The organism is Pseudomonas halotolerans (assembly GCF_039581215.1).
Lineage (GTDB): Bacteria > Pseudomonadota > Gammaproteobacteria > Pseudomonadales > Pseudomonadaceae > Aquipseudomonas > Aquipseudomonas tehranensis.
Genome location: NZ_JBCNTJ010000012.1, coordinates 184,426 through 194,104 on the forward strand (window position 1 = coordinate 184,426; position 9,679 = coordinate 194,104).

Consider the following 9,679-nt stretch of genomic DNA (forward strand, 5'->3'; position numbering starts at 1 on the left):
GAAAACTCGGTTTAGCTGTTAAACCTCGGCGCGGCCATCGCGGGCAAGCCTTGCTCCCACGGATAAATCCCCATGCCACAAGATTGGGTCGTTCTATAGTTTATTTGTACATAAAAACAAGAGGCACCCCATGTCCGACATCCTCTGGCAACCCACCCCCGATCGCATCGCCCAGTCACGCATGGACGCCTTCCGCCGGTTCATCAACGAACGGCATCAACAGCAACTGAGCGATTATCCCGCCCTGCACGCCTGGAGCATCGACCAGCGTGAAGCCTTCTGGCAGGCCATCGTCGACTTCTTCCAGATCCGTTTTCACCAGGCGCCCCGCGGGGTGCTGGTGGAAGGTGAGCACATGCCCAGTGCCCAGTGGTTCCCGGGCGCAACCTTGAACTTTGCCGAACACCTGCTGCGCCGCCGTGATGACGCCGTGGCTGTGGTGGCGATCGATGAGCACGGCGATCAGGAACAACTGACTTGGGCCGAACTCGCCGCCCATGTCGCCGGCCTGCAAAAAAGCCTGCAAGCGGCGGGGGTGAGCAAGGGCGACCGGGTCGCGGCGTGCATGCCCAACACCTGGCAGACGCTGGTGGGCATGCTCGCCACCACCAGCCTGGGGGCGATCTGGTCGTGCTCCTCGCCTGACTTCGGCACCCAAGGCGTCATCGACCGGTTCGGCCAGATCGAGCCCAAGGTGCTGATCACCTGCGCCGGTTACCGTTACGCCGGCAAGGTCATCGACCAGCGCGCCAAGGTCAACGAAATCCTTGAACGCCTGCCTTCACTGCAGCAACTGATCATCCTGCCCTACGCATGCCCTAACGCCCGCGTCGAAGACTTCAAGACACCGGCCAGCGTCGCGTTGTGGAGCGACTTCTACCGCTGCGGCGGCGAACCGGCGTTCGTCGACGTGCCGTTCGATCATCCGTTGTACATCCTCTATTCCAGTGGCACCACCGGCGTGCCGAAGTGCATCGTCCACAGCACCGGCGGGGTGTTGCTGCAACACCTCAAGGAACATGGCCTGCACGTGGACCTTGGCCCGGAAGATCGGCTGTTCTACTACACCACGTGTGGCTGGATGATGTGGAACTGGCTGGTGTCGGCCCTCGCCGTGGGCAGTGCGGTGGTGCTCTATGACGGCTCGCCCTTTCACCCTGGCCCCGAGCGCCTGCTGGACCTGATCGACCAGCAACGCATCAGCGTATTCGGCACCAGCCCCAAATACCTGGCGGCCCTGGAAAACCAGGGTTTGAAACCGCGACACACCCATGATTTAGGCAGCCTGAAAACCATCCTGTCCACCGGCTCGGCCCTGGCGCCCCACAGCTACGATTACGTGTACCGCGACTTCAAGCCCCAGGTGTGCCTGGCCTCGATGTCCGGAGGCACCGACATTGTGTCGTGCTTCGTCAATGGCAATCCGTTGTCCGCCGTTCGCCGCGGCGAGATGCAGGGCAAGGGCCTGGGCATGGCGGTGCAGGTCTGGAACGAGGCCGGCCAGGCGGTCATCGGTGAGAAAGGCGAACTGGTCTGCACCCGGCACTTCCCCGCCATGCCCATTGGCCTGTGGAATGATCCGCAGCAGGAAAAACTAAGGGCCTCCTACTTCAGCCAGTTCCCCGGCGTGTGGGCCCAAGGGGACTACGCCGAGGAACTGCCCCACGGCGGTTTTTTGATCCATGGACGCTCCGATGCCGTACTCAACCCCGGTGGCGTGCGCATCGGCACAGCGGAAATCTACCGGCAGGTGGAAAAAGTCGAGGCGGTAGTGGACAGCGTCGCCATCGGCCAGCAATGGCAGGGTGATGTGCGAGTGGTGCTGTTTGTGCGCCTGCGCGACGGCGTCACCCTGGATGAGGCCCTGGAGCAACAGATCCGCCAGGTGATCCGCGCCAATACCACGCCGCGCCATGTGCCGGCGAAGATCCTGGAAGTCAGCGACATCCCTCGGACCATCAGCGGCAAGGTGGTGGAATTGGCGGTGCGCAACGTAGTGCATGGCGAGGCGGTGAAAAACACCGATGCCCTGGCCAACCCCGAGGCGCTGGAGCAGTTTAGGGACCGGGTGGAGCTTGCCACTTAAGCACAGCGGCTCTTGTGGCGAGGGGATTTATCCCCGCTGGGCTGCGAAGCAGCCCTAAAACCTTACATCTCGATGTGTCAGACGGAGTGAGCTGACAGAATGTGGGACTGCTCCGCAGTCCAGCGGGGATAAATCCCCTCGCCACAGTGCCCAATACATTCAATCCATCAACCCCCACTCACCCGCCGCCGGGTCGGCCGGAGGCACCGCCGGCCCCGACTCGGCATGCAACTTCAACCGCAACCGCAGGTTGTTCGCCGAGTCAGCGTTTTTCAGTGCTTCCTCCTCATCGATGGCCCCCTCCACCACCAGGTTGAACAGGGCATGATCAAAGGTTTGCATCCCCAGTTCTTCTGACTTTTCCATGATGCCCTTGAGCTCGCCAAACTCATTGCGGCGGATCAGGTCGGCCACCGTGGGCGAACCCAGCATGACCTCCACCGCGGCTCGGCGCTGGCCGGCACGAGTGCGCACCAGGCGTTGCGACACGAACGCCTTGAGATTGTTGCCCAGATCATTGAGCAGTTGCGGCCGGCGTTCTTCCGGGAAGAAATTGATCACCCGGTCCAACGCCTGATTGGCATTGTGAGCATGCAGGGTGGAGATCACCAGATGCCCGGTGTCGGCGAAGGCCAGGGCATGTTCCATGGTTTCGCGATCACGAATTTCGCCGATCAGCACCACGTCCGGCGCCTGGCGCAAGGTGTTTTTCAGGGCGGCATGAAAGCTGCGGGTGTCGACACCGACTTCCCGTTGATTGATGATCGATTTCTTGTGTCGATGGATATACTCCACCGGGTCTTCGATGGTGATGATATGGCCGCTGCTGTTGCGGTTACGGTAATCGATCAGTGCCGCCAGGGAGGTCGACTTGCCCGACCCTGTCGCGCCGACGAACAGCATCAACCCCTGTTTCTGCATGATGGTGTCCAGCAACACATTCGGCAGTTTCAGGTCCTCGAACCGCGGGATATCGAGCTTGACGTTACGGATCACCATGGACACGTCATTGCGCTGCTTGAAGATATTGACGCGAAACCGCCCGACCCCGGCCAGGGAGATGGCCAGGTTCATTTCCAGTTCCCGATCGAACTCAAGCCGCTGTTCGGCGTCCATCAAAGACTCGGCGAGCCCGGCGATGTCGCCCACCTTGAAGGGCTGGTTGCTCAAGGGTTTGAGCACCCCCTCGAAACGCGCGCACGGCGGCGCACCGGTGGACATGTAGAGGTCGGAGCCATCCTGGCTCGCCAGGATGCGTAACAAGGGATCGATTTCCATGGCCTGATTGACTTCCGCGAGACTTCAATGAAACAAGCTGACCCGATGAACAAACCTTTCAGACCAACCCGCGCTTACCTTCTTCAGAGGATAGTAGACACCGTGGCTGCGACACGATTTGCAGGGCTTGCGTGATGAACGCAGTCCCCCCCGGCAGTGACATCCAGAGCCTGTTCGCCCGACGTGACTGGGCCAACAGCCCGCTGGGCACTGCCCAAACCTGGCCCCAGAGCCTGCGTACCGCCCTGGACATCGTGCTCCACTCGCCGCTGCCGATGTCCCTGCTGTGGGGGCCTCAACTGATCCATTTCTACAACGACGCCTTTAGCCGACTGACTGGCGACAAACACCCCCAGGCGTTCGGTCAGCCGACCCATTCAGCATGGCCCGAACTCAAAGACGTGAGCGGGCCGATTTATCACAATGTGTTGCAAGGGCGCACGCACACCTGTCGCGATCAGCATTGGCGGGTACCCTTCGCCGGACGCCTTTGCGATGTCTGGCTGGACCTGACCTACAGCCCCGTGCACGACGAAGACGGCGCTGTGGCCGGGATTCTGGTCACGGCCATCGAGACCGGTGATCGGCGACGCCTGGCCCTGGAATTCGAGCGACGTTCAGAGGCCAGCCTCAAAGCCCAGCAGGAAAGCGAAGAACGCCTGCAACTGGCCCTGGCCGCCGCCGACACGCTCGGCACCTGGGATTGGGACATCAGCGAAGACCGTTTCATTGCCGACGAGCATTTCGCACTGCTGCACGGCGTCGATCCGAGCCTGTCACGCCAGTTACCCATCAGCGCCTACCTTGAAGGCGTGCACCCTGAAGACCGGGCCATGGTCACCCGCAGCATCAAGCATTGCATCACCCACGGCACCGAGTACGCCGAGGAATACCGTCTCCTGCGGCCTGACGGCGAACTGCGCTGGGTGTTCGTGCGCGGTCGTTGCTACAAGGATCGGCACGGCCGGCCCAAACGCTTTCTCGGCGCGGCCCTGGACCTGACCGAGCGCAAGCGCACCGAACAGGCGTTGCGTCAGAGCCAGACCGAGCTGCAGCTGATCATCAATGCCATGCCGATCCTCATCAGCTACGTGGACCGGGAAGAACGTTTTCGCCTCAACAACAGCGCCTATCTGGACTGGTATGGCCTGACACCCCAGGAGCTTTACGGCAAGACCATCCGCGAAGTGCTCGGCGAAGCAGCCTACACCGCCCGCGCCGGGCAGATCGCCGAAGCCCTGGCAGGCAAGCCGTGCAGCTTCACCGTACAGTCGGACCATCGCGACGGCCGCCCCCGCCAGGCGTTGATCAACTACCTGCCGCGCTATGGGGCCGACGGTGCGGTGAACGGTTTCTACATCTTTGTGATCGACGAGACCGAGCGCAAGAAAACCGAAGAAGCCCTGCGCAACCTCAACGAAACGCTTGAAGAACGCGTCATCGCCCGCACCCAGCAACTGGCCGAAGCCAACCACCGCCTGCAAAACGAGATGTTCGAACGCGAACGTGCCGAGGAGGCACTGCGCCACGCCCAGAAGATGGAGGCCGTGGGCCAGCTCACCGGCGGCATTGCCCATGACTTCAACAACATGCTCACCGGCATCCTTGGCAGCCTCGACCTGATACAACGCTACATCGCCAGCGGACGCACCGCCGAGGTCGGTCGTTTTACCGAAGCGGCGGTCGCCTCGGCCAATCGCGCGGCGGCCCTGACGCACCGGCTCCTGGCGTTTTCCCGACGCCAGTCGCTGGACCGCAAACCGCTGGCCGCCAATGACCTGGTGCGCTCACTTGAAGACCTGCTGAGCCGAACCACCGGCGATCACATCGTGTTGCGCTTGCAGTTGGCCGATGAACTGTGGCCGGTCAGCACCGATGCCAGCCAGTTGGAAAACGCCCTGCTCAACCTGGTCATCAACGCCCGGGACGCCATGCCCGAGGGAGGCGAGTTGACCATCGAAACCGCCAACGTCTACCTCGACGGCAATGACCTCAGTGCCCTGGAACCGGTCAAGGCCGGTGATTACGTGATGATTGCCGTCCGCGACAACGGCAGCGGCATGACCCCTGCCGTGCTGGCCAAGGCCTTTGATCCGTTCTTCACCACCAAACCGATTGGCCAGGGCACTGGCCTGGGCTTGTCGATGATCTATGGGTTTGCCCAACAATCGGGGGGGCACCTGAGCCTGGACAGTGTGCCGGACCAGGGCACGCGGGTGCAGTTGTACCTGCCGCGGCTGTACGTCGCGCCGGTCCAGCAGCCGGAGACGCCCGTAGCGCTGGATGCACCGGCGGCGATCGCCGGGGAAACCGTGTTGCTGGTTGAAGACGAGCCGGCCGTGCGCATGCTGGTGCTCGATCTGCTGGACACCCTGGGCTATACCGCCCTTGAAGCCCAGGACGCCAAGATCGCCCTTGCGCTACTGGAATCCAGCCAGCGCATCGACTTGCTGGTGACCGATGTCGGCCTGCCAGGCATGAATGGCCGGCAGTTGGCGGAAATCGCCCGCCAGCATCGGCCCGATCTGAAAGTGCTGTTCATGACCGGCTATGCGCAAAATGCCGCCGAGCGCCAGGGCTTTCTCGAGCAGGGCATGGACATGGTGGCCAAGCCCTTCACCCTTGATCTGCTGGCGAACAAGATTCGGACGATGATCAACCATGGCGCCTGACTTGAGGCATAATCGCCGGCCCGTCGCACCGTTCAGGTCACTGCTGCAATGAAAGCCCAAGCCCGCCATATTCTGGTGAAAACCGCTGAAGAAGCCGAACAGCTCAAGCAACGCATCGCCAAGGGCGAAGCCTTCGATGTACTGGCCAAGAAATTCTCCACCTGCCCCTCGGGCAAACGCGGCGGGGATCTGGGTGAAGTGCGGCCCGGGCAGATGGTCGGTGCAATCGATGCGGTGATCTTCAAAAAGCCCCTGCGGGTGGTGCATGGGCCGATCAAGAGCAAGTTCGGGTATCACCTGGTGCAGGTGTTCTACCGGGACTGATGATCGGCCCCCTGTGGGAGCGAGCTTGCTCGCGAAGGCGGCGATACATTCAACATCGATGCAAGCTGACCCACCGCTTTCGCGAGCAAGCCCGCTCCCACAAGTGCTTCGCGGCCCTTTCAGTCTTTGGGCATCAACGCCCCCGGCACCTGGATGACCCGGCTGGCCAGCAAATGCCCAGCCTCGGCGGCCTCCACGGGGCTGCCACCCAGCAAACGGCTTGCCAGGTATGCGGCACTGAATGAATCTCCCGCCGCCGTCGTGTCCACCACCCGCTCCACCCGCCGCGCAGGAATCTGGAAAGACTCACCGTCACAACAAATCAGACAGGGTTCGGCGCCGCGCTTGAGCACGACTTCCGAAGTGCCTAGCTGCGCGTACGCGGCGAACACTTCATCGCTGTCGGCATAACCGAACAGCGCCTGTTCGTCGTCCACCGTCAGCAGCGCCAGTTCCACGTAAGGCAATACACTGCGATAGGCCGCACGGGCAGCCTCCACCGAAGCCCACAGCCTTGGCCGGTAGTTATTGTCGAACACCACCTCTGCCCCGCGCCGGCGGGCCTGGATCAGGGTTTCGATGAGCTTGCTGCGGCCCTGCTCGCCGAGCACCGCCAGGGTGATGCCGCTGAAGTACAGCACGTCATAGTCCGGCAGCGCCGCCAGGATCGGTGCGGCGGCAGGGGTGGTGAAGCAATCACGCACCGCCGCCTCGTTGCGCCAGTACAAAAACCGCCGCTCGCCCGCCGCGTCGGTCTGGATGCAATACAAACCCGGCAAGCGGCCGGGCAGGCGCTGAACCCTGTCCAGGCCGATATTTTCAGCGGCCCAGCTCTGGCACATGGCATCGCTGAAACTGTCGTCACCCAGGGCAGTCACGTAATCCACCGCCCCCTTGTCGCCCAGGGCGCGGGACAAATACACAGCGGTGTTCAGCGTGTCGCCGCCGAAGCTTTGTTGCAGGCTGCCATCGGCGCGTTGCTGCAGTTCGATCATGCACTCGCCAATCAGGGCGATGCGGGGTTTTGGGTTGGGGTAGCTCATGGGAAATCCTGATCTTTCGGTGGTGTCATACAGGCCGTCTTCGCGAGCAAGCCCGCTCCCACAGAAGATATGGGGTGAACACACATCCTGTGTTCGCAACTGCCCCACTGTGGGAGCGGGCTTGCTCGCGAAGGCCGCGACTCGGTTTCGTGGCTAGAAACACGTCTCCATGCACTCGACCACCCGCAACTGCTCATCCACCAGACACGCCACCCGCCACTTGTCGAAGGTCAGGCATGGATGGGAGGTACCGAACGAGATGATATCGCCTACCCGCAACGCCACCCCCGGCGCCACGCTCATGAACGCATGCTGGTCCATCACCGCCGTCACCTTGCAGCCGGTCAGGTCCTGCCCCTCTATCGAGTCGGAACCGGCTTGGTAACGCTTGAGCGGCACCGGCAGGCCGGCATCGAAGGCCACGTCGCGTTTACCCAAGGCGATCACCGCAAAGCCAGGCTCGGGGAGCGATTGCACGTGGGCCCAGACCTCCAGGGCCGGGCGCAGGCCTTCGTGCAGGTCGCTGCGCCGTTCCAGCACGCAGCACTGGGCCTCTTTGTAGATGCCATGGTCATGGGCCACGTAACTGCCGGGGCGCAGCACGCTGAGGAAACGGCCGTGGGCATTGCGGGCCTCGAAGGACTCGGCAATCAGGTCGTACCAGGCGGACCCCGAAGCGGTGATGATCGGCTTGTCGATGGCAAACGCGCCGTTATCCTGCAGTTGCACCGCCAGCCCCACCAGGGACGCGGCAAACGCGCGGATGCCACTGATGGCGTGGTCACCATGGATCACGCCTTCGTAGCCTTCGATACCGGTCAGCGCCAGCGCCGGTTGCGCCCCGATCGCCTCGGCCAGGGCCAACACCTCGGCCTCGCTCCGGCAGCCACACCGGCCACCGACCACACCGTACTCGATCATCACGTTCAACTTCGCACCGCGAGAGGCGAAGAACGCCCCCAGGTCAGCCACGTTGTCGGGATGGTCGACCATGCAATGGAATTCGAACGCTGGATCTGTCAGCAAATCCGCGATCAGCGCCATGTTTGGCGTGCCCACCAGTTGGTTGGCCATCAGCACTCGGCGCACGCCATGGGCGTAAGCGGCACGGGTCTGCACCGCCGTGGCAAGGGTCAGTCCCCAGGCGCCGGCCTCAAGCTGGCGACGAAACAGCGCCGGGGTCATGCTGGTCTTGCCGTGGGGCGCCAGTTCGGCGCCGCTGTCCGTAACGAACTTTTGCATCCAGCCAATGTTGTGCTCCAACGCTTGGCGATGCAAAACCAGCGCCGGCAGGCTGATATCCTGCAGCAGGTGATCACCCGCTTGGGCGGCCCCCTTCTCCACGCCAGCGTTATGAATGGCAGAAGACATGTTCGAACTCCTCACACAGCCGCGGCTGTCTATTCATTGATACGACGGGCCAGGTTGTTGGCGCTTTCGATCAGCACCCGGCGGTAGTCGGCATAGTTGTTCTTGGCGTCGGCCCGTGGGGCGACGATGCACAGGGTCGCGATGGCCACGCCATTGGCGTCTTTGACCGGCGCGGCGAAGCAGTGGGTAAAGGTGTCGGCCACACTGTCGAAGGAGAAAAACCCATCAAGGCCGGCCTGCCGGATCTCTGCGAGAAACCGCTCCAGAGGCAGGCGCTCGCCGTCCGGCAGGATGAAGTCGTCGGGGTCGATCAGGTCGATGATCTGCTGGTCACTCAGGTGCGCCAGCAGCAGGCGTCCGGATGCGGTCCAGGGAATCGGCGCGTTCTCGCCGATGTCCGAGGAAATGCGAAAATGCCGCTCCCCCTCCTTCATCAGCGCCACCGTGTACTTGCGCCCGTTGAGCAGGCACATCTGGGCGGTTTCCCGGGTTTGGCTGACAATTTCCTGCAAGGCGTGATCGGCCTCGCGACTCAGGTCGAAATGCCGCAAGTGTGCCTGCCCGAGAAAATACAGCTGACGGCCCAGGTAGACATGGCCGTCCTTGCCCACCGGCTCCAGGATGCGTCGCTCCAGCAGCGACGCCACCAGTTCGTAGACCGTGGACTTGGGGCTGCCGATGCCGCTGGCGATGTCATTGGGGCGCAACGGCTGGCCGATTTCCTTGAGGAAATCGAGGATATCGAACGCCCGGTCCAACCCTCGGGCCCGGCGCTTGATGGTGTCTTCGGTCATGTCTTCGGTTCCTGGTAATTCACTCATAGACGCTTGCATTTTCATCGTGGCGAGGGAGCTTGCTCCCGCTCGGCTGCGCAGCAGTCGCTTATTGGGCCTGCTGCGCAGTCC

The 9,679-nt window shown here is 62.5% G+C and carries 7 protein-coding genes; 3 read left to right on the forward strand and 4 right to left on the reverse strand.

Going from position 1 to position 9,679, the window contains the following annotated elements; all coding sequences use genetic code 11:
- Positions 1-130: 130 nt before the first annotated feature.
- The gene (locus AAIS01_RS17435) at positions 131-2,086 is read left to right on the forward strand and encodes an acetoacetate--CoA ligase (RefSeq protein ID WP_343469941.1); all 1,956 of its coding nucleotides are present in this window, start codon (positions 131-133) and stop codon (positions 2,084-2,086) included.
- 159 nt (positions 2,087-2,245) lie between these two features.
- Here the strand turns inward: AAIS01_RS17435 and AAIS01_RS17440 are convergent, their stop codons facing one another.
- The gene (locus AAIS01_RS17440) at positions 2,246-3,364 is read right to left on the reverse strand and encodes a PilT/PilU family type 4a pilus ATPase (protein ID WP_343469942.1); all 1,119 of its coding nucleotides are present in this window, start codon (positions 3,362-3,364) and stop codon (positions 2,246-2,248) included.
- Between the two features lie 134 nt (positions 3,365-3,498).
- Here AAIS01_RS17440 and AAIS01_RS17445 point away from each other — a divergent pair, with 134 nt between their 5' ends.
- Together AAIS01_RS17445 and AAIS01_RS17450 are read left to right on the forward strand one after the other, a co-directional pair.
- On the forward strand, positions 3,499-6,036 hold the full coding sequence (locus AAIS01_RS17445) for a PAS domain-containing protein (RefSeq protein ID WP_343469943.1): 2,538 nt from the start codon (positions 3,499-3,501) through the stop codon (positions 6,034-6,036).
- 48 nt (positions 6,037-6,084) lie between these two features.
- Complete coding sequence (locus tag AAIS01_RS17450) at positions 6,085-6,360, forward strand: peptidylprolyl isomerase (RefSeq protein ID WP_123583854.1); 276 nt, start codon at positions 6,085-6,087, stop codon at positions 6,358-6,360.
- 119 nt (positions 6,361-6,479) lie between these two features.
- Here the strand turns inward: AAIS01_RS17450 and AAIS01_RS17455 are convergent, their stop codons facing one another.
- The 3 genes from AAIS01_RS17455 to AAIS01_RS17465 form a co-directional block, all read right to left on the reverse strand.
- A complete protein-coding gene (locus tag AAIS01_RS17455) occupies positions 6,480-7,403 on the reverse strand; it encodes a sugar kinase (RefSeq protein WP_186658589.1) in 924 nt (307 codons plus the stop codon).
- Between the two features lie 153 nt (positions 7,404-7,556).
- On the reverse strand, positions 7,557-8,774 hold the full coding sequence (locus AAIS01_RS17460; RefSeq protein ID WP_343469944.1) for an amino acid deaminase: 1,218 nt from the start codon (positions 8,772-8,774) through the stop codon (positions 7,557-7,559).
- Between the two features lie 29 nt (positions 8,775-8,803).
- Positions 8,804-9,568 carry an IclR family transcriptional regulator gene (locus tag AAIS01_RS17465; RefSeq protein WP_092396079.1) on the reverse strand — a complete coding sequence of 255 codons (765 nt, stop codon included), beginning with the start codon at positions 9,566-9,568 and terminating at the stop codon, positions 8,804-8,806.
- Between the last annotated feature and the right edge of the window lie 111 nt (positions 9,569-9,679).